General features: G+C 69.5%; 18 protein-coding genes. 12 read left to right on the top strand and 6 right to left on the bottom strand.

Features of this window, described 5'->3' with window-relative positions; all coding sequences use genetic code 11:
• The first annotated feature begins 15 nt into the window (after positions 1-15).
• Entirely contained in the window at positions 16-1,698 is a 1,683-nt protein-coding gene (locus JOF36_RS26300) for a PQQ-dependent dehydrogenase, methanol/ethanol family (RefSeq protein ID WP_210031884.1), read from the top strand.
• Positions 1,699-1,815: 117 nt separating this feature from the next.
• Positions 1,816-2,013 (top strand): recombination activating protein 1, encoded by a 198-nt coding sequence (locus JOF36_RS26295; RefSeq protein WP_210031876.1) that lies wholly within the window; start codon positions 1,816-1,818, stop codon positions 2,011-2,013.
• Between the two features lie 20 nt (positions 2,014-2,033).
• Here JOF36_RS26295 and JOF36_RS26290 read toward each other — a convergent pair whose 3' ends face one another.
• Positions 2,034-3,374 carry a DNA-binding protein gene (locus JOF36_RS26290; RefSeq protein WP_245350983.1) on the bottom strand — a complete coding sequence of 447 codons (1,341 nt, stop codon included), beginning with the start codon at positions 3,372-3,374 and terminating at the stop codon, positions 2,034-2,036.
• Between the two features lie 360 nt (positions 3,375-3,734).
• Between JOF36_RS26290 and JOF36_RS26285 the strand changes: the two genes are divergently transcribed.
• Entirely contained in the window at positions 3,735-5,279 is a 1,545-nt protein-coding gene (locus JOF36_RS26285; RefSeq protein WP_307862607.1) for a DNA-binding protein, read from the top strand.
• A 16-nt stretch (positions 5,280-5,295) separates the two neighbouring features.
• Here the strand turns inward: JOF36_RS26285 and rpe are convergent, their stop codons facing one another.
• A complete protein-coding gene (gene rpe, locus JOF36_RS26280; RefSeq protein ID WP_210036254.1) occupies positions 5,296-5,973 on the bottom strand; it encodes a ribulose-phosphate 3-epimerase in 678 nt (225 codons plus the stop codon).
• 169 nt (positions 5,974-6,142) lie between these two features.
• Here rpe and hxlA (JOF36_RS26275) point away from each other — a divergent pair, with 169 nt between their 5' ends.
• From hxlA (JOF36_RS26275) to JOF36_RS26255, 5 genes are read left to right on the top strand one after another with little or no spacing between them, the layout of a single operon-like run.
• Positions 6,143-6,772: a 3-hexulose-6-phosphate synthase gene (gene hxlA, locus JOF36_RS26275; protein WP_210031872.1), complete on the top strand. Its 630-nt coding sequence runs from the start codon at positions 6,143-6,145 to the stop codon at positions 6,770-6,772.
• 34 nt (positions 6,773-6,806) lie between these two features.
• Positions 6,807-8,912: a transketolase gene (gene tkt / locus JOF36_RS26270; RefSeq protein ID WP_210031870.1), complete on the top strand. Its 2,106-nt coding sequence runs from the start codon at positions 6,807-6,809 to the stop codon at positions 8,910-8,912.
• 31 nt (positions 8,913-8,943) lie between these two features.
• A complete protein-coding gene (hxlB, locus tag JOF36_RS26265) occupies positions 8,944-9,528 on the top strand; it encodes a 6-phospho-3-hexuloisomerase (RefSeq protein ID WP_245350981.1) in 585 nt (194 codons plus the stop codon).
• A 50-nt stretch (positions 9,529-9,578) separates the two neighbouring features.
• The gene (gene glpX / locus JOF36_RS26260) at positions 9,579-10,520 is read left to right on the top strand and encodes a class II fructose-bisphosphatase (RefSeq protein WP_210031869.1); all 942 of its coding nucleotides are present in this window, start codon (positions 9,579-9,581) and stop codon (positions 10,518-10,520) included.
• A 28-nt stretch (positions 10,521-10,548) separates the two neighbouring features.
• Positions 10,549-11,931, top strand: a complete 1,383-nt coding sequence (locus tag JOF36_RS26255; protein WP_210031867.1) for an ATP-dependent 6-phosphofructokinase — start codon at positions 10,549-10,551, stop codon at positions 11,929-11,931.
• A 206-nt stretch (positions 11,932-12,137) separates the two neighbouring features.
• Here JOF36_RS26255 and JOF36_RS26250 read toward each other — a convergent pair whose 3' ends face one another.
• Positions 12,138-12,722 carry a TetR/AcrR family transcriptional regulator gene (locus tag JOF36_RS26250; RefSeq protein WP_307862606.1) on the bottom strand — a complete coding sequence of 195 codons (585 nt, stop codon included), beginning with the start codon at positions 12,720-12,722 and terminating at the stop codon, positions 12,138-12,140.
• A 50-nt stretch (positions 12,723-12,772) separates the two neighbouring features.
• Between JOF36_RS26250 and JOF36_RS26245 the strand changes: the two genes are divergently transcribed.
• Positions 12,773-13,282, top strand: a complete 510-nt coding sequence (locus JOF36_RS26245; protein ID WP_210031863.1) for a nuclear transport factor 2 family protein — start codon at positions 12,773-12,775, stop codon at positions 13,280-13,282.
• Positions 13,283-13,348: 66 nt separating this feature from the next.
• Here JOF36_RS26245 and JOF36_RS26240 read toward each other — a convergent pair whose 3' ends face one another.
• The 3 genes from JOF36_RS26240 to hxlA (JOF36_RS26230) form a co-directional block, all read right to left on the bottom strand.
• On the bottom strand, positions 13,349-14,521 hold the full coding sequence (locus tag JOF36_RS26240; RefSeq protein WP_210031861.1) for a sodium:calcium antiporter: 1,173 nt from the start codon (positions 14,519-14,521) through the stop codon (positions 13,349-13,351).
• Between the two features lie 362 nt (positions 14,522-14,883).
• On the bottom strand, positions 14,884-15,162 hold the full coding sequence (locus tag JOF36_RS26235; RefSeq protein ID WP_307862605.1) for a hypothetical protein: 279 nt from the start codon (positions 15,160-15,162) through the stop codon (positions 14,884-14,886).
• A 13-nt stretch (positions 15,163-15,175) separates the two neighbouring features.
• Positions 15,176-15,805: a 3-hexulose-6-phosphate synthase gene (gene hxlA / locus JOF36_RS26230; protein WP_210031857.1), complete on the bottom strand. Its 630-nt coding sequence runs from the start codon at positions 15,803-15,805 to the stop codon at positions 15,176-15,178.
• Between the two features lie 279 nt (positions 15,806-16,084).
• Between hxlA (JOF36_RS26230) and pqqC the strand changes: the two genes are divergently transcribed.
• Genes pqqC through pqqE form a run of 3 tightly spaced genes read left to right on the top strand, consistent with a single transcriptional unit; the run spans position 16,085 to position 18,164 of the window.
• Positions 16,085-16,780: a pyrroloquinoline-quinone synthase PqqC gene (gene pqqC, locus JOF36_RS26225; RefSeq protein WP_210031856.1), complete on the top strand. Its 696-nt coding sequence runs from the start codon at positions 16,085-16,087 to the stop codon at positions 16,778-16,780.
• The gene (gene pqqD / locus JOF36_RS26220) at positions 16,780-17,055 is read left to right on the top strand and encodes a pyrroloquinoline quinone biosynthesis peptide chaperone PqqD (RefSeq protein WP_210031854.1); all 276 of its coding nucleotides are present in this window, start codon (positions 16,780-16,782) and stop codon (positions 17,053-17,055) included. Before pqqC ends, pqqD begins: the two co-directional genes overlap by 1 nt.
• Positions 17,052-18,164, top strand: coding sequence for a pyrroloquinoline quinone biosynthesis protein PqqE (gene pqqE / locus JOF36_RS26215; protein WP_210031852.1), 1,113 nt, complete (start codon positions 17,052-17,054; stop codon positions 18,162-18,164). The genes pqqD and pqqE overlap by 4 nt, the downstream gene beginning before the upstream one ends.
• The last annotated feature ends 4 nt before the right edge of the window (positions 18,165-18,168 follow it).

Below are 18,168 nucleotides of genomic sequence, written 5' to 3'. Positions count from 1 at the left end.
AGGGCAGGAACCACTATGACCATCGAGTACGTCGACGCCGGCAAGGCGTTCAACCACGGCAATCTCTCCAAGCTGCCGCACAGCGCGCCGGACGTGACGCGCGGGATCAACTACGAGCGCATCCTCGAGGCGCGCAGCGAGTCCCATAACTGGATCACCTACTACGGCGACTACGACGGCAAGCGGCACAGCCTGCTCGACCAGGTCAATGCGGGGAACGCCAAGGACCTGAGGGTCGCCTGGATCTTCCAGGCGAGCGCGACCGGGATGATCGCCTCGACCTCGACCTACGCGTTCGAGGCCTGCCCGCTGGTCGTCGACGGCATCATGTTCGTCACCGGCTGGGACGGCTGGCTCTGGGCGCTCGACGCGAAGACCGGCGAGCAGCTGTGGCGCTACAAGCATGCGGTCCCGATCGACGTGACGCTCTGCTGTGCCAACGTGAACCGCGGCTGTGCGGTGGCGAACGGCAAGGTCTACATGGTGACCCAGAACGCCCAGCTGGTCGCGCTCGACGCCACCAACGGTCAGAAGGTCTGGCAGAAGACGATCGGTGACGTGCGGGCCGGCGAGAGCGCGTCGATCGCTCCGCTCGTCATCAAGGACTTCCTCATCACCGGTTCCGCCGGTGGCGAGTACGGCGTGCGCGGCCACATCGACGCCTGGGACCTGGAGACCGGCGAGCAGCGCTGGCGCACCTACACCGTGCCGAAGCCGGGTGAGCCCGGCTCGGAGACCTGGCCGGACGACGGCGAGGCCTGGCAGCGCGGCGGTGGGAACCACTGGGTCACCGGCACCTACGACCCGGAGCTGAACCTCTACTACGCGGGCACCGGGAACCCGGCTCCCGACTTCGACGGCGAGGTCCGGCCGGGGGACAACCTCTACACCGACAGCGTGGTCGCCCTGGACGTGGACACGGGCGAGATCAAGTGGCACTACCAGTTCACCCCGCACGACCTCTGGGACTACGACTCCACGATGGAGATGACCCTGTTCGAGCGGGACGGCAAGAAGCTGCTCGCTCACTTCGACAAGAACGGGTACATGTTCGTCCTCGACCGGACCAACGGCGAGCTGCAGCACGTCACCCCGTTCGTCGACCGGATCGACTGGGGCGTCATCACCCGTGACGGCAAGTTCATGCCGCGGAAGTACCCGGACAAGGAGGGCGAGCCCTGCCACTTCTTCCCCGGCCCCGCCGGCGCGAAGGAGTGGACACACGCCTCGTACAACCCTGAGCACGACCTGTTTTACGTTCCGGTGGCCGACGTGGGTGCCACGGCCACCCGGCGGCGCCGCGAGTTCAAGGAAGGCATGCCCTACTGGGGTGCCGCCGTCGAGGTCGACATCGACAACATGGCCGGGTCGGTCAGCGCGTTCGACTCCCACGGTGAGGAGAAGTGGCGGTATCGGCTCGACGGCATGCCGATGGCCGCGTCGACGATGAGCACCGCGGGGAACGTGGTGTTCGCCGGCACCCCGGCGGGTGAGTTCCTGGCGCTGCACGCCGAGACGGGCGAGAAGCTCTGGAGCTTCCAGTGCGGCAGCGGTCACCACAGCAGCCCGAGCACCTACACGGTCGATGGCAAGCAGTACATCGCGGTACCGGTCGGCTGGGGTGGCTGGCTGGAAGGCATCGTCCCGGGCCTGTCCGGGCAGGGACACGGTGCCGCGCTGATCGTGTTCTCCCTGTGACCTGTGACAGGTAGGTCCCGCTGATGTGTACCGACCGGTGGTCGAGCCGTTCCGGCGAACGGCTCGACCACCGGTTCGGTGTTTCAGCCGCCGACGACGGAAACAAACGGTGATGTGATGACCCGATCTTCGGTGCCCCAGCACCAGGAGCATCTGCCGTGCCTGTACTGCGGGGAGCGCTACGGGCCGGACGAGTTCGCGCTGCACACCGACCCGGTGCACTGCGGCCGCTGCATCACGTGCGTCGACAAGCCCGCATGCTTCAGCTGCCGTCTCATGTACTGCGTCTGCGACGTGCACAGGTACCGGGGCTGAGAATCCCGCGGTCCGCCGGGTCAGATCTCCAGCGCCCGGCGCACCGTCGGTGCGTTCCGCCGGGAGACCGGCACCATCGTCTCGGCCGGGCCGTCCATGACCAGGACCAGCTCGCCCTTGTCCCGGCGCTCCACCCCGCGGACCCGGCTGAGGTTCACGACGTACTGGCGGTGCACCCGCAGGAAGCCGGATTCGGTCAGCTCGGCTTCGAGCCGGTCGAGGCCGAGTGATGCGGAGCGCAACAGTCCTTCGTCGGTGGACAGCCACACGTCGTTGCCGTCCGACTGGGCGAAGGAGACCTCAGGGGTCCTGAGCAGGACCGTACGATTCTCGCGTGCCGCGACGATCCGACGCGGCTGCGCGCGAGACGGGACGTCCTCTCCCGCGCGGGGCAGTGGGTCCCCATCCGATACGCCGAACGAGACGACGTTGCCGACCAGGTGCCCGGACAGGAACACCGGCCGGAAGCTGATCGGCGTCGGTTCGTTGGTGAGCCGGGTGTAGATCTGCGTCGAGCCGGCCCAGTCGGGATTGCGCGCCGCCTGATCGGCGGCGTACTTGGCGGCCTGGATGAATTCGGGTAGCTCCGGTTTCCAGCGCACCGCGGGATCGGGTGCGGGCGTGGAGCCCGGGATGCCGAGGAGCACGCCCGCGATGTCGTCGGCGAGGACGACCCGCCCCGCGGGGTCCACGGCCGCGAGCGGTGCGCTCGAGCCCGATCTGGAGTGGTTGAAGGCGGCCATCAGCTCGCCGCCGTCGTCCTTGGCGCGCCGGCGCAGGATGCGCTGGGTCATCGTTGCGGCGTTGCCGAGCCAGGTGGCCACGGTTCCGGGGAGCTCGCTGCGCCAGCAGGAGACGTTGAGCACCGCGATCGGTTTCCTGGTGATCACGTCCCGGATCGCCACACCGGCGCATGTCCAGTCGTGGAAGGCCTGACACCAGTGCTCGGCTCCCCGGACCAGCACGGGAGTGTGGGACATCAGCGCGGTACCCATGCCGTTCGTCCCGGTGGCGGCCTCGGACCAGCAGAACCAGCGCGCCAGGTTGGCCTCGGCGGCGACCGCGCGCGTGCCCTCGTCTCCCCACTGGGCCAGAACCCGGCCGGTGCCGTCGGCGATGGTCACGATGCCGCCGACGGTGCCGACCTCGTGCGCCATCGCGGCGGCGCGGAAACCGAGTTCGGCGATCACGACGTCGTGTTCCAACCCGTGGTCGACCTCGGCGACCGCCGACGGAGCCTTGGTGAGGCGGGGGTCCACCCGATACTGGTCCCGGCACCGATGCCAGGAGATCGCAATTTCGGGCCGCACGCCGCTGAGTTCGTCCTCGCCCCCCGCGAACCGCTCCCACGCCTGATGCATCGTCGCGTCGCCTCGGCTGCGAGAGCTCGGCTCGAGCCGTCGTACCTGTGCCATGGGAGACCGCCTTTGGTCCGTCGGGCCGGCGCACGGCGATATGGTCTTCCGAGCACGCTAACCGTCGCCTCGAATCGAGGGCAACCAGCGTGGGCAGACGGTTGCCGAACGGTGGTGAATCAGTGATAAACAGCGGTGATTCGTCCACGAGCGGCGGCGGCTGAGCCCGCTCGAACGCGTATGTCGCAGTTCCACCGGATCTACGCGGTTTCCGGTCGACCTATCCGATCGGCTAGTACTACCGCGACCCTATCCGTTCGGTTAGCTCCCCGGAGATATGGTCGAGCGGCGGGGACAGGTCTTGAAGTGTCTGGCCGCGGCGAGATACTTTTACCAATTCTATCAGTGCCCGGCGGTCCCAGGATCTCCGGTGCACCGGGCGCCAAGGAGGTCGCATTGACCGGGAGAGTCCCGCCACTGGTGATCGCACCGAGTCGGCCCAGCGGACGTGATCGCGGACCCGACGGCTCTCTGGTGGCCACCTCGTCGGCCAGGGAAGTGGCTCGCGCGTGGGAGGACTTCGCCGCGGGCGAGGACATCGAGACGGGCGTGCGGCCCGAGATCCTGGCTTCGTGGTACCGGTGCCGGGATCGGTACGACGTCGACCGCACGCTGGACGTCGCTCCGGGAGCCCGGGCCGACGAGGTCCAGGGGGTCGACAACGGCGTGATCTTCACCGCGCTCGGCGGGGTGGGTGCGCTGGCGGGCAAGGAGGTCGAGCGCGACGGCGCCGTCGTCACCGTGACGGACGGGGTGGGGCGCGTCCTCGGGGCCTGGGGCGACCCTTCCGCGCAGCGGCGCGCCGAGCTGCACAATCTCGCGCCCTGGTCGTCGTGGTCGGAGGCGTGCACCGGCACGAACGGGATGGGCACCTCTCTCGAGGTGCCCGGCCCGGTGACCGTGACGGGGCCGGAACACTGGTGCCAGGCGTTCCACCAGTGGGCGTGCGCGGGCATCTCCGTCCGTGACGTGGTGACCGGCGCGTCGGTCGCGTCGATCAACATCTCGCGGTGGAACGCGTCGTTGCCCAAGCTCGTGCCGCCGTGGCTGACGAAAGCGGTCGCGTGCGTGGAACAGGAGATCTACCGGCGCGCCATCTACGAAGCCGACAAGGTGATCACCGCGTTCACCAGGAGGTGCGCGCAGGCCCGTGGTGCGTTCATGGCGATGGACCGAGGTGGGAACGTGATCGCCGCGAACGACGCGGCAGTCGCGCTGCTCGGGCTGGCCGGCGAAACGCCCATCGTGGCGGGGGCGACCGAGCCGGCGGAGCGCTGGAGCCCGGACATCCCCGGGCTGCCCGACGTGGTGCGGTGGGCCATGGGGCGGGCGCAGGGAAGCGCGGAATGGAGCGGCTACGCGCGGCTGCCGGTGTGTCCCGGCGAACAGGCCGTGCCGCTGACGATGCGGTCCGTCGTCGACGCGAACCATGTGGTGGGCATGCTGTGCGAGTTCGGGGCACAGGACGGCGAAGCCTACGAGCAGGATGAGGACACGGCGGTCGGCCCGCTGCCCCGGTGCATCATCGGGATGCGCGATGACCGGCTGGTTCTGCTGGCTCCGTCGGAGATCCGCTATGCCGAGGCCGACCGGAACATCGTCTGGCTGGTCACGGAGCGCGGCCGGATCCAGGCCGCGACCCGTGGCCTGGACAACGTCGAGCGGTCGCTGGCGCCCTACGGGATCCGCCGGGTGCACCGGCGTTACCTGGTCAACCTGCGCCGGGTCCTGGAGGTCGAGCGGGGCATCAAGGGCGAGCTGTTTCTGATCATGGACTCTCGGGGGCCCCAGGAGCTCGTGCCCGTCTCCCGGCGCCACGCCCCGGATCTGCGGCGCATGCTCGGCATCTGATCAGGTCGGTATCTGATCAGGTCGATCGCTCGGAGACCGCTTCGACCTGGCTGCGCAGCGCTTCGACCGCGTGCGCGGGATCCGTGGCCGCGTAGACGGCGGAGCCGGCGACGAAGCAGTCGACGCCGGCCTCGGCCGCCTGTTCGATGGTGTCGGCGTTGATGCCGCCGTCGATCTCCACCATCAGGTTCAGGTGGCCGGTGTCGACCAGCCTCCGCGCCGTGCGCACCTTGCCCAGGACGTCGGCGATGAACGTCTGGCCGCCGAAGCCGGGCTCCACGGACATCACGAGCAGGGTGTCGTAGTGCGCGAGCACGTCGAGGTACGGCTCCAGCGGTGTGTTCGGCTTGATCGCCAGCCCCGCCTTCGCGCCCGCGGCGCGCAGGTCCTTCGCGAGCATGACCGGATCCTCGGCGGCCTCGACGTGCACCGTGACGTTGTGGGAACCCGCTTCCGCGTAGCCGATCGCCCAGTGATCCGGCCTCTCGATCATGAGGTGGCAGTCCACCGGCAGGTCCGTGGTGGCCAGCAGCGACTTCACGACCGGTAGGCCCAGGGTGAGGTTCGGCACGAAGTGCGCGTCCATGACGTCCACATGCAGCCAGTCCGCGCCGCGGCCCGGCTCACCGCGCACAGCGGCCACTTCGTCGGCGAGCCGGGAGAAGTCGGCGGAAAGAATGGACGGCGCAATCAACGGCTGATTCGACACGGCCTCGAGCGTAGGAGCGGGGGCCGGTGTGTGGCTATTTGCGGTGTGTATCCGGGGATTGGTTTTTCGCATGTGCTGGGGCGTTGCCGGTGTATGGGGGTGCGCGTGATGGTTGTGCGGACATCGTGGAACTCGTGATCGTGAGGGGATTGTCGTGCAGCTACAGGTGGCGTTGGATGTTCTGGATCTTCCGTCGGCGTTGGCTCTGGCGAACCAGGTGGCCGAGCACGTGGACATTCTGGAGTTGGGGACGCCGTTGGTGAAGTCGGCGGGTATCGCGGCGGTGACGGCGATCAAGGCTGCGCATCCGGACAAGCTGGTGTTCGCCGATCTGAAGACCGCGGATGCGGGTGCGCTGGAGGCGGAGCTGGCGTTCGAGGCGGGCGCGGATCTGGTGACGGTGATGGGTGCGGTGGACGACGACACCGTGCGTGGTGCTGTCGCGGCCGGGGAGAAGTACGGCAAGCAGGTCGTGGCGGACATGATCAGTGTGGTGGACGGGCGGGTGGCCCGGATCCGTGAGGTGGCGAAGCTGGGTGTGTCGTTCGTGGAGATCCATGCGGGTCTCGACGAGCAGGCCCGTCCGGGGTACTCGATCGCGCAGCTGTTGACCGATGGTCGGGAGGCCGGGGTGGCGTTCTCGATCGCCGGTGGGGTCAAGGCCGACACGATCGCGTCGGTGCGTGAGGCCGGTGCGGTGGTCGCGGTCGCCGGCGGAGCGATCTACGGCGCCGCCGACCCCGGCGCTGCCGCGGCCGAGCTCAAGAAGCGCGCCACCGGCTGACCGACCCACCCGGCGAACTCAGGGAGTCCCGTCCATGTCACCACACCAATCCGCTGACGAGCTCGTTCGCCTGACGACCTGGCGAGCCCCCGAAGACTGGTCCGATGTGGACCAGCGCTCGGTCGACACCGCCCGCGTGCTGGCCGCGGACGCGGTCGAGCAGTGCGGGAGCGGTCACCCCGGCACGGCCATGAGCCTCGCGCCCGTCGCCTACGCGCTGTTCCAGCGCGTCATGCGGCACGACCCCGCAGATGCACAGTGGCTCGGGCGGGACCGGTTCGTGCTGTCCGCCGGGCATTCGAGCCTCACCCTGTACGTCCAGCTGTTCCTCGCCGGCTACGGCCTGGAACTCGACGATCTGAAGGCCCTGCGGACGTGGGGTTCCCGGACACCGGGCCACCCGGAGTACGGGCACACCGAGGGCGTGGAGACCACCACCGGACCGCTCGGCCAGGGACTGGCCAACGCCGTCGGGATGGCGATGGCGGCCCGCCGCGAGCGGGGGCTGTTCGACCCGGACGCCGAGCCGGGAACGAGCGTGTTCGACCACCAGGTCTACGTGATCGCCTCCGACGGCGACATCGAGGAGGGCGTCACCTCCGAGGCCTCGTCCCTGGCAGGCACCCAGCAGCTGGGCAACCTGACGGTGATCTACGACAGCAACGAGATCTCGATCGAGGACGACACGCGCATCGCCCTGTCCGAGGACACCGCCAAGCGCTACGAGGCCTACGGCTGGCACGTCCTCACGGTCGACGGCGGTGAGAACGTCACCGGGTTTCTGGCGGCGATCGAGCAGGCCAGGTCCGAGACCGCCCGCCCGACGCTGATCGTGCTGCGTACCGTGATCGGCTACCCGGCACCGACCGCGATGAACACCGGCAAGGTGCACGGCGCCGCGCTGGGGGCCGAGGAGCTCGCCGCGGTCAAGCGCGCTGTCGGCTTCGCCCCCGGGAGGAGGTTCCAGGTCGACGACGACGTCCTGCGCCACACCCGCGCAGCGGCCGAGCGCGGCCGGGCCGACCACGAGAAGTGGCAGGTCGAGTTCGACGCCTGGGCGCAGGCCAACCCGGCGCGCAAGGCGCTGCTGGACCGCATCGGCGACCGTGAGCTGCCGGCCGCGTGGGCCGACGGCCTGCCCAGCTGGGAGGTCGGCGGCGGAGGGGTCGCCACGCGCAAGGCATCGGCCGCGGTGCTGGCCGAGCTCGGCGATGTGCTGCCCGAGCTGTGGGGCGGGTCCGCGGATCTGGCCGAGAGCAACAACACCACGATCAAGGGCGCGGACTCCTTCGGCCCGGCCGAGATCTCCACCGAAGCCTGGACGGCCCAGCCGTACGGCCGCACGCTGCACTTCGGCATCCGCGAGCACGCGATGGCGTCGATCCTCAACGGCATCGCGCTGCACGGTGGCACCCGGCCGTACGGCGGCACCTTCCTCATCTTCAGCGACTACATGCGCCCGGCGGTGCGCCTGGCCGCGCTGATGCGACTGCCGGTCGTCTACGTGTGGACGCACGACTCGATCGGCCTCGGCGAGGACGGCCCGACCCACCAGCCCGTCGAGCAACTGGCGTCGCTGCGCGCGATCCCCGGCCTGTCCGTGGTGCGCCCGGCCGACGCGAACGAGACCGCGCACGCGTGGAAGGCGGTGCTGGAGGACACCGGTGGTCCGGCCGGGCTGGCGCTCACCCGCCAGAACGTCCCGACGCTGGAGGGCACGTCCGCCGAGGGGGTCGCTCGCGGCGGGTACGTGCTCGCCGAGGCATCCTCCGGTTCTCCGGAGGTGGTACTGGTCGGCACCGGTTCCGAGGTCCAGCTGGCCGTGGCGGCCCGGGAGGTCCTCGAGGCCGACGGGATCGCGACCCGCGTGGTGTCGATGCCGTGCGTGGAGTGGTTCGACCGGCAGGACCGGAGCTACCGGGACGAGGTGCTGCCGCCCGCAGCGCGGGCACGGGTGGTCGTCGAAGCGGGTGTGGCGCAGCCGTGGCACCGGTTTGCCGGCGACGCCGGCGAGATCGTGTCGCTGGAGCACTTCGGTGCCTCGGCGGACTTCACGACCCTGTTCAGGGAGTTCGGTATCACCACCGAGGCCGTGGTCGACGCGGCCCGGCGCAGCGTGAAATCCACGCAGCTGAGATGAACCACTTGATACTCACGAGAAGGAGATTCCGTTGACTCAGACATCGACGCAGCTCGACCCCGGTCTGTTCTCGGACGCCACCCGCGCCGTGGTGGGCGAGATGGACAAGGTCATCGCCGCGATCCAGCCCGAGGCGTGGACGCGGGCCGGGGCGTTGCTGCTCAAGGCGCCGAAGGTGTTCACCCTCGGGACCGGGCGCAGTGGGCTCGCCCTGCAGATGGCAGCGATGCGGCTGATGCACCTCGGGCTGCCCACCCACGTCGTCGGCGAGGTGACCGCCCCGGCGATCGGCCACGGCGACATCCTGGTGGCGGCATCGGGCTCGGGCAAGACGGCGCGCGTGGTGCGGGCCGCGCAGACGGCTCGTGACCAGGGCGCGGACGTGATCGCGCTGACCACGTCGGTCGACTCGCCGCTGGCCGAGATCGCGACCGAGGTGCTCGTCGTCCCGGCCGCCGACAAGCAGGACTTCGATGGCAGCACGTCGGTCCAGTACGCCGGCAGCCTGTTCGAGCAGTCCGTGCTGGTGGTGACGGACGCTCTGTTCCACACGCTGTGGAAGAGCGGCGGTAGCCAGGCCCGCGAGCTGTGGCGCCTGCACGCGAACCTCGAGTGACCGCCGCGCCCTCCCTGTCCCGACGACACTTCCACCCCGAGGAGCCCGAGATGCAGGCCGCCGACATCAGCACGTTGGAAGCGGTGGCGCTGGCCGCCACCCGCAGTGCCGCCGTGGCCGGCCACGCCTGGGTCGGCCGGAACGACCAGAACTCCGCCGACGCGGCGGCGACCTCGGCCATGCGCGCGGCCCTGGCCGAGGCACCGGGCCGGGGAACCGTCGTCATCGGGGAGGGCGAGAAGGACGACGCCCCGATGCTATTCAACGGCGAAGTGGTCGGCAACGGCCACGGACCCGACTTCGACATCGCCGTCGACCCCCTCGAGGGGACCTCGTTCTGCGCGCGGGACCTGCCCGGCTCCCTGGCCACGATCGCGTTCGGCGAGCCCGGCACGCTGTGGTCGCCCGGCCCCGGGTTCTACATGGACAAGATCGTCGTCCCCCCGCGTGCGAAGGACGTCGTCGATCTCGACGACCCTCCCGAGCGCACCCTGGCCAAGGTCGCCGAAGCACTCGGCAAGGATGTCGCCGACCTGCGCGTCGTCATCATGGACAAGCCGCGGCACAAGGAGCTGATCGCTCGCGTGCTGCAGGCGGGTGCGGCAGTGCAGACACCGGCGGGTGGCGACGTCGGCGGGAGCCTGGCGGTGCTGATGCCGACCCACGACATCGACCTCCTCCTCGGGGTCGGCGGCACGCCGGAAGGGGTGATGACGGCTGCGGCGGTCCGGGCGCTCGGCGGTGGCATGCTGGGCCGCCTGGCTCCGCAACGCGACGACGAAGCGGACGCCATCCGCGCGGCGGGCATGTCCCTCGACCGCGTCTACGCCTGTGACGAGCTCGTGGCGGGCGACGCCTTCTTCGTCGCCACCGGGGTCAACGGCGGACCCCTGCTCGGCCGGCCGCGCACCGCGGACGGCACGACCATCACCGAGTCACTGCTGATCTCACGAGGGCAGATCCGCCACATCACGCACACCACGTTCGACTGACTCCACCTCCGGCGACCAAGGAGATTCGGTGACGCTGCACCTGAACGACCTCCGTGTCCGAGACCTCGGCGAGTGCCGTTACGACTCGCCGTTGTCCGAGCTGCTCTCCACCAAGCAGACCTCGCCGCACTACGTTGCGGAAGGCGACCGGGTGCTGCTCGAGGACACCGTCTCGATGCTCGCCGGGCACAGCCTCCCGTCCGTACAGGCGCCGAGTTTCGAAGCTGCCGGCCCGCGCCGCAAGATCTACTTCGACCCCGCCGAGGTGACCGCGGGCGTCGTCACCTGCGGGGGGTTGTGCCCCGGCCTGAACAACGTCATCCGCGGGCTCGTCAAGGCACTCGCCGTGCACTACGGGGTCAAGCAGATCCTGGGCTTCCGCAACGGCCTCCGGGGACTGACGGCCGAGCACCGCGACGACACCATCGAGCTGACGGTGGAAGGCGTCCGCGACATCCACCATGCCGGCGGCACCGTCCTGGGCAGCTCACGCGGCGGGCAGAACGCCGACGAGATGGTCGACAGCCTCGTGTTGCGCGGGGTCACCATGCTGTTCGTCGTCGGTGGCGACGGCGGGATGCGCGCCGCGACCTACCTCAGTGAGGCGATCCGGGCGCGCGGTCTCGACATCGCGGTCATCGGGGTTCCGAAGACCATCGACAACGACCTGCCTTTCACCGACCAGTCGTTCGGGTTCCAGAGCGCGTTCGCGCGAGCCACCGAGTTCATCTCCGCCGTCTCGGTCGAAGCCGCGGCCAGCCCGAACGGCGTCGGGATCGTCAAGCTGATGGGCCGCCACTCGGGGTTCATCGCCAGCTACGCCGCGCTGGCCGCCAGCGCCGCGGACATCGTCCTGATCCCGGAGATCCCGTTCGCGCTCGGGGGCGAGGGTGGATTGCTGGCCCACGTCGAGCAGCACGTGCGGACGAAGGGCCACGTGGTGATCGTCCTCGCCGAGGGGGCCGGGCAGGACCTCCTGGCCGACCACGGCCTACCGCAGCACAACGGGAACGGCACCGACGCGTCGGGCAACATCAAGCTCGGCAACATCGGGGAGCTGCTCAAGGAGCGCATCTCCGCCCACCTGACCATGGTCGGCCTGGCGCCCACGATGCGGTACATCGACCCGAGCTACGCGGTCCGCAGCATCGCCGCGAACGCCTACGACAGCGTGTACTGCCTGCGGCTGGCCCATGCCGCGGTGCACGCGGCCATGGCCGGTCGCACGGAAGCCGCCGTCGCGCGGTGGCGCCGGCGCATCGTGCACGTCCCGCTGCCGTTGATGACGAGCCACCGCAACCAGGTCGACCCCGACGGCGACATGTGGATGTCGGTGCTCGAGACGACCTGCCAGCCGGCCGAGTTCGGCCCGGTGCGCAAGCGCGACAAGGTCCCCGCGGACTTCTGCTGACCGCGCCTTCGCGGAGTTCCCGCCGCCGGTGCCGGCACGACCCGGCGCCGGCGGCCGACCCCTGTCATCGGAGCCGGTGGACGACCCGCTGTCATCGGAGCCGGTGGACGACCCCGCGGCGGCGAGGCTCGGAGCCGATCTTCGCAGCGGGGGCCCGGCGAGCTCGGCGACCCACGCCCCGACCAGGCAGGTGCAGGTAGTGGCCTTCAGTCGCGTTCGCCGGCCTCGGTTCGGAGCGCGGCGACGAGCATCCGTACGAGCTGCTCGACGCCGACCTGCCAGGTGTCCTTGGCCAGGTGGCCGTTGATCTCCATCCCCGCGATGCCGTGGGCACTGCACATCAGAAGGGCCCCGTATCGGGGTGCCCCGGATTCGCCGACCACGTCGGCGACCAGGGTGAGGAACTCGTTCTCGAGGCGGGTCGCGGCCTCGGCGGCGGCCGGCGTGCTCGCCGGGGTGCTGAACATCAGCGCGTAGACGTGCGGTTGTCGGCGGGCGAGGTTGATGAGCGCGACGATCGCCCGCTCGAGCCGTGCGCTCGACGTGGCGTCGAGGTCCGCGTGGAGCTGCTGCACCTCGTCGGCCAGCGAGCTCCACGCGTCGACGGCCAGGTGGGTCAGCAGGTGGTCCTTGTTCTCGAAGTGACCGTAGGGGGCGCCGCGGGAGACGCCGGCTCGGGTTCCCACCGCGCGGAGGGTCACCGCGGCGGGGCCACCCTCGTCGAGCAGCTGCCCCGCGGCGCGGATCAGGGTTGCCCGTGTCGTTGCCGCGGTTTCGGCGCGTGTGGTCACGGCGACGAGTCTAGTTGACAATGTCAGGTCAGATGGACCAGCCTGCTCGCATGACAATGTCATGTGAGCAGGCTGGTGGGGACACGCGTCTGCGCCGTCTGCAGGACCGTGCCTCGATCAGCGACGTCCAGCTCCGTTACGCCATGGGTACCGACTTTCGCGACTGGGAGCTCTTCCGCAGCTGCTTCGCCGACGAGCTCGAGGTGGACTTCAGCGACGGGTTCGGCCAACCCTCGGTCCGTCTGAGTGCCGATGACTGGGTGCGGCTGACGGCGCCGAGGATGGAGTCCTTCACCGCGACCCAGCACATGATCACGAACCTCGTGATCACCTTCGACGGGGACGACCGGGCCACCTGCGTGGCCTACGTCCGGGCGAGCCACCATCTCCCGAACGGCACCGGTGACAGTGACCAGATCGTCTACGGCTACTACACGAACCTGTTCCGGCGGACCCCGGACGGCTGGCGGATCGCGGCACTCAAGCTGACCGCGCTGTGGATGACCGGGAACTTCGGCATCTTCCAGGCGGCGCTGGCCCCCCAGGGCGGAACCTCGTGAGCAGGAGCGACACCATGGTGCGGACATCGGCGGTGCTGCCCGATCTCACGGGCCGCACCGTCGTCGTCAGTCATCGTCCGGTGCACCCGGGACGGCCGGGGCTTCGACTCCCGGAGGGGACGCGGCGTCGTCGTCCTCACCGCCGGCGTCGTCCACGGGGACCAGTCCGAACACGGTGAAGCTGATGGCCCAGTAGGCGATGTAGCCGATCAGCAGCGCGGCCCCGTGCCAACGGCGTAGCCGCCCGGTGAACAGGGCGTACGCCGCGAACCCGTTGATCACGATCAACGCAGGCAGGTGCCAGGTGAACACGTCGGAGGTGATCACGATCGCGCCGCCGGCCAGCACGACGATCCCGAGCTTGGCCGTCACCGAGAACACCACGCTGCCGACGACGTTCCCGACGCCGATCGCGGGCGCCCCCCGCCGGGCCGGTTCGACGGTCAGGAAGATGTCCTCCAGGGAGAGCACCAGGGTCGCGATCGTCGCGCCGAAGACGGTGCCGCTGATCTCGAAGTTCTCCAGGATCCCCTCGGTGCCCTCGGACATCGCCCATGCGCCGATGACGAGGCCGAGCAGCGACAGGACCGCCAGGAGCAGCAGCACCCCGCCGGGACGGCGGTTCTCCTTCGCGACCGCGAGGCCGCCGGTGTCGTAGAGGTCGCCCGCGCCCGCGTCACCGGTGCCGCCTCCGGAACCGCCGTCGGTGGCGTCGACGCGGTTGCCGGTGACCGCCCGGGTCTCCTCGTTGTCCAGCGACTCGAGCACCTCGGCGCTGCGGAACGTCGGCATCGCCCGGTGGTACTCGCGGTAGGCGACGTAGGCGACGAAGGCGACGAACAGAAGGATGAGCACGATCGCGGCCAGGGTCCCCAGCTCGCCCATCAGCGCGATCGGGATCAGGATCAGCGGGGCGACCGCGAAGATCGCGATGTAGTCCCGGGGTATCTCCACCCGGCAGGGCGCGATCAGCGCGGCGAGCCCCAGGACCAGGCCGGTCATCGACAGGACCGTCCCGAAGATGACGCCGATCGCGACGTCCTCCAGGCCTTCGAGGTTGAGCACGATGCCGAACGCGAGGTCGTCGAACTCGATACCGGTGAACAGAATCGCCAGCAGGAACAGCGACACCGCGAGACCGCGCGCGGCACCGACCAGATAGGTGATCAGTTTCTCGGCGCTGTAGACGAGTACCGCCGCCCCGGCGGCGAAGACGATGAGCGACGTTATCGGGTCCATGGTTCTGGTACTCCTCCTCGCGCAGACGTCGGCCCGTACAGCGGCCTGGACCGTTGACGAACGCCGACGGGGAAACAGATGTCACGCGTTCTACGGCAGCCGAAAAAGCGGTCGGAGACTCCTCGTGAACGGAGACACCGGGGCCGGAATTCGTCGCCGTCGCCGCGCCGATGGTAGACCGCCGTGACAGCTATCGGAGCTGTTCGAAGAGGGAGTTGACAGAACCGGCCCCGGTGCGCCCGAAAGCGTCAATTGTGCCGGGCCGGTGCCCGATCAGTGCCACTGTGGGACGTATGTGCGTCCCTCCGCACCGGGTGGGCGGCGATGAGCGCGCCCACCCGGTGGCCGCACGGTGCGGCCGCTCACGAGGTCCGGGGCCACAGCCTCGACAGCTCGGGGTGGTCGTCGTCGAGCAGGCGATGCGCCAGCGCGATCGCCTCGTTCGGATCGATCTGGTCGAACGCGGGGTCCCCGTAGGAGAGGCTCTCGAAGACGTCCGCGAGTTCGTTCGCCGCGGCGGGGGACAGGCCGTCGTCCCGGCGGCAGTGCACGTAGCGCAACCGGAGCACACCGGCGGCCTGCAGCATCAAGGCGCCGTAGGCGTTCGCGTGCGTCAGCTGCCGCGGTCGGTGTTCTTCCACGCCGGCTCCCATCTCAGCGGGTGGCGCGCTTCTTGAGTTCGGCCGCGGCGGCGCCCGGATCGGCGGCGCCGTAGATCGCTCCGCCGGCGACCGCGACCACCGCACCGGCCTCACGCACCGACGCGATCGTGTCGGCCTTGACCCCACCGGCGATCGAGAACGCCACCCCGGCCTCCCGACCATCGGTCAACAGCTGCGCGATCGAGTACCCCGGACGGGCCTGCTCGTCGAGACCCGCATGGATCTCCACGAACGACACACCCAGCTTCGCCACCTCACGGATCCGGGCCACCCGCCCGTCCACCACACTGATCATGTCCGCCACCACCTGCTTGCCGTACTTCTCCCCGGCCGCGACAGCACCACGCACCGTGTCGTCGTCCACCGCACCCATCACCGTCACCAGATCCGCGCCCGCCTCGAACGCCAGCTCCGCCTCCAGCGCACCCGCATCCGCGGTCTTCAGATCGGCGAACACCAGCTTGTCCGGATGCGCAGCCTTGATCGCCGTCACCGCCGCGATACCCGCCGACTTCACCAACGGCGTCCCCAACTCCAGAATGTCCACGTGCTCGGCCACCTGGTTCGCCAGAGCCAACGCCGACGGAAGGTCCAGAACATCCAACGCCACCTGTAGCTGCACGACAATCCCCTCACGATCACGAGTTCCACGATGTCCGCACAACCATCACGCGCACCCCCATACACCGGCAACGCCCCAGCACATGCGAAAAAACAATCCCCGGATACCCGTCACGAATAGCCACCCTGCGTCCGGGCAGTGCTCCCGGGCCGCTCGTGGCGGGCTCGTCACCGTTCGTCCGTGGTCCGGCACCGGTCGTTCGTACTCGGTTGTCAGGTACGGGAGTGGGCGATCACGGTGAGCGAAGAAGTTCGGCCGAGCCGGTGTGGAGGGGGAGGTATGGACGCCTGGTCTGCGGAAGAGTTCGAAGCGCGGCTGCGGTCCATCGGGGAGAAGCGGTATCACCATCTGCACCCGTTCAACGAGCGGATGCACGCGGGCTCGCTGACCGAGGAGGAGTTCCGGGGGTGGGTGCGGAACCGCTTCTACTACCAGGTGAACCTGCCGGTGAAGGACGCGTTCATCCTGACCAAGCTCCCCGGCCGGGACGACCGGCGCCGGTGGATCCAGCGCATCATCGACCACGACGGGCGCACCGGCGACGAGGGCGGCATCGAGAAGTGGATCCGCCTCGGCGAAGCCGTCGGCCTGACCCGTGAGCAACTGTTCGACAACGACACGGTACTGCCGGGCGCACGGTTCGCGGTGGACGCCTACGTGGGCTTCTGCCGCCGGCAGCCGTGGCTGGAGTCGGTGGCGTCGGCGCTGACCGAGCTGTTCGCGCCGGATCTGCTCAGCCGGCGGATCACCGACGTCCAGCACCACTATCCGTGGATCGCGACGGACGGCCTCGAGTACTTCCGGGCACGGCTCACCCAGCAGCCCAAGGACATCGAGCACCTGCTCGAGCTGGTGCTCGACCATGCGAGGACCCGGGAGCAACAGGACGCGTGCGCGCGGGCGCTGGAGTTCAAGTGCGACGTGCTCTGGAGCCTGCTCGACGCCGTGGAACTCGCGTACGGGAGGAGCACATGATGGCCGGCGACGATCTGACCGCCACCCCCCGGCTGGCGACCAAGGCGATGCTCAAGCACGACGGCGTCCGGGGAGTGGAGCTGTTGCTGCTGCCCGAGCGGGTCGTGCTCCTCAACAAGTCCGGTGCGGCGATCCTGGGCCTGTGCGACGGCAGCCGGACCGTGCGGCAGCTGGTCGACCAGCTCGAGCACGAGTTCGATGCGACCGACCTCGTGAACGACGTCATGTCGTTCCTCGACGACGCCAGTGGGCAGGGCTGGGTGGTGGTCACGTGAACGGGACGTCCCGGCCCTACGGCCTGCTGGCCGAGGTCACCCACCGGTGTCCGTTGCACTGCGTCTACTGCTCGAACCCGTTGGCGCTGCTCGAGCGCCAGGACGAGCTCGCCGCCGACGACTGGCTGCGGGTGATCAACCAGGCGGCCGAGCTCGGTGTCGTGCAGGTCCACCTGTCGGGCGGGGAGCCCCTCGTCCGCGGCGATCTGGAGATGCTGGTCGCCGAGTGCCGCCGTCTCGGCCTGTACACAAACCTGATCACCAGCGGCCTCGGGCTCACGGAGAGCAGGGCGGATTCGCTGGTCGCCGCGGGGCTCAACAGCGCTCAGCTGAGCATCCAGGGCGACGCCGCCGAGTCGACGAACCTGGTCGCGGCGAGCAAGCGGTTCGACAAGAAGGAAGCCGCCGCGCGCATCATCCGCGCCGCCGGGCTGCCGTTGAACATGAACGTCGTCCTGCACCGGCTGAACCTGGACCGGCTGGACGCGATCATCGACGTCTGCGTGCAGTGGGGTGCCGAACGGCTCGAGCTCGCCAACACCCAGTACTACGGCTGGGCGTTGCGCAACCGCGAACTGCTGATGCCCGGCAAGGCCCAGCTGGACGAGGCGGTCGAGGTCTACCGACGTCGGAAGGCGGAGCTGGCCGGGCGGACGGAGCTGCTCTGGATCCTCCCGGACTACTACGAGCCCTACCCGAAGCCGTGCATGGGAGGCTGGGCGCAGACGGCGCTGACCGTCGCCCCGGACGGTGTCGTGTACCCCTGCCCGGTGGCCGCGGAGATCACGACCATGGAGTTCGACTCGGTGCGTGACCACGACCTCGAATGGATCTGGACGAAGTCCGCCGCTTTCGAGGCGTTCCGGGGCACGGAGTGGATGCCCGACCCGTGCCGCAGCTGCTCGCGCAAGGAGCTGGACTTCGGCGGCTGCCGCTGCCAGGCCTTCGCGCTGACCGGCGACGCGGGACGCACCGACCCGGTGTGCCAGCACTCGCCGGACCACCACCTGGTGCAGGACGCGCTGGACCGGGCCAACCAGAAGGACGTCGGAGCGGGCGGGGAGCAGCTCGTCCACCGCCGGCCGACGGTGCCGGCACGAACGCGATGACCCC

The organism is Pseudonocardia parietis (assembly GCF_017876315.1).
In the GTDB taxonomy this organism is placed as follows: Bacteria; Actinomycetota; Actinomycetes; order Mycobacteriales; family Pseudonocardiaceae; genus Pseudonocardia; species Pseudonocardia parietis.
The sequence above is the reverse complement of the archived record's forward strand: the minus strand, read 5'-3'. Positions and strand labels throughout refer to the sequence as shown.

Bases quoted from the DNA above. Each gene is read 5' to 3' on its own strand.
- JOF36_RS26300 (WP_210031884.1), top strand. From the start codon at position 16: ATGACCATCGAGTACGTCGACGCCGGCAAGGCGTTCAACCACGGCAAT.
- JOF36_RS26295 (WP_210031876.1), top strand. From the start codon at position 1,816: ATGACCCGATCTTCGGTGCCCCAGCACCAGGAGCATCTGCCGTGCCTG.
- JOF36_RS26290 (WP_245350983.1), bottom strand. From the start codon at position 3,374: ATGCATCAGGCGTGGGAGCGGTTCGCGGGGGGCGAGGACGAACTCAGC.
- tkt (WP_210031870.1), top strand. From the start codon at position 6,807: ATGTCACCACACCAATCCGCTGACGAGCTCGTTCGCCTGACGACCTGG.
- glpX (WP_210031869.1), top strand. From the start codon at position 9,579: ATGCAGGCCGCCGACATCAGCACGTTGGAAGCGGTGGCGCTGGCCGCC.
- JOF36_RS26245 (WP_210031863.1), top strand. From the start codon at position 12,773: ATGACAATGTCATGTGAGCAGGCTGGTGGGGACACGCGTCTGCGCCGT.
- JOF36_RS26240 (WP_210031861.1), bottom strand. From the start codon at position 14,521: ATGGACCCGATAACGTCGCTCATCGTCTTCGCCGCCGGGGCGGCGGTA.
- pqqC (WP_210031856.1), top strand. From the start codon at position 16,085: ATGGACGCCTGGTCTGCGGAAGAGTTCGAAGCGCGGCTGCGGTCCATC.
- pqqD (WP_210031854.1), top strand. From the start codon at position 16,780: ATGGCCGGCGACGATCTGACCGCCACCCCCCGGCTGGCGACCAAGGCG.